Raw genomic sequence first — 1372 nt, 5'->3', positions numbered from 1 at the left:
ATGGCAATTGGTTCACCGGCTTCTTTGGTTTCGATATGAAGCAGTCACCACCCGATGTGATTGAGACCGATAAATTCCTGCAGACCATAGGCGGGCCTTTCACCATCGGTTATAACATAGGGAAGGGCAGCCGTTTCCAAAACGTTATTCCCGTTTCTCACCCGGAGACCGGCGCGTTCCGGTTTCTTGCCTCGCCTTATACGCAACACGGCGGGCCTGCCCTATACGACCGGAATATAGACCCGATGCCCAACGGCACATTGGATGTATCCTATAAGTCGAACGAAAAAAACATCGTCATTGTACCCTTTATCCATGAGCCCGACAAGTATTATATCTTTACCTTTTCCGTCTCCTCTGACCTGAACTATTCGGTGGTGGATATGCAGCTCAATAACGGGCTGGGCGATGTGGTACCCGGCTTAAAAGACAGGCTCGTCCATAAGCCTGAATTTGCAGATCCGGGACCAACCTTCGTCGATGTGGTACCGGGTAATAACTGCGACCTCTGGCTGATTACTTCCGAAAGCGACCTGGATATAGCAACCGCCTACACCTTGTCGGCTTACCACATTACGGCTTCAGGCATCGATACGACGCCCGTTGTTGCCCGTTTTGAAAAAGAGAGCATATGGGATATGCTCTGGGATTTCAAAGTAGCGCCTAACCGGGAGTCTATCGCATTCATCATTTTAAATTACATTAATCATAGCCCCAGCTCGAAGGTACATTTCCTCCGGTTCAACCCGGAAAACGGCACTATAACCCCGGGCGCCTACCCTTCGATCGAACTGAGTGAAACGGATTACCGGGATATGCATGGCTGTTTTACGCCCGACAATACCGCGTATATCGTTTATAAACATGACTATTATGGGGGCAATATGATTTTTCATCAATACGCGCTCAACGAGAACATGCGGCATACCAGCAGCACCTACCCGCTTTCGTACCCGGAATACAATTGGTACAAATATTCGGTTTATACACCACCGATTATTTTTCTAAAACCCTATGGCAATAAAATATTTTTCAATATCCCGCAGCATTATTCGCTACCTGATCCCGATGATATGGAGCAAAAATTAAAAAAGATCGGTCAGTATACCTGCGTTAAAATGGGCACGATGAAACCATTGGGTGACGGCTGGCAGCAGGTGGGGTACGAACCGGAGATAACGCTGACACGCACCTGCACGTTATACACCAACTCCGATGTGGTGTACCCTTACGTGAACCAGGATACCATACCCAGTGTTTATTTCGATACCGTGTTCTGCCGCGAGCCCAACATGACCTTTGCAAGCATTACGGCAAAAGCACGCCCGGGTTATACCGGTTATGTATGGAACGACGGCACTACCGGCGATCA

Annotated in this window: 1 protein-coding gene; it reads left to right on the top strand. The window is 48.6% G+C overall.

All coding sequences use genetic code 11. From position 1 onward, the window contains the following. Positions 1–1372: hypothetical protein (locus B0I18_RS25185; RefSeq protein ID WP_181358614.1), on the top strand; the 1372-nt coding region annotated here is incomplete at both ends.

It is taken from the genome of Taibaiella chishuiensis (genome assembly GCF_003014535.1).
Taxonomy (GTDB): domain Bacteria; phylum Bacteroidota; class Bacteroidia; order Chitinophagales; family Chitinophagaceae; genus Taibaiella; species Taibaiella chishuiensis.
This window is presented reverse-complemented; position numbering and strand designations above follow the sequence as displayed.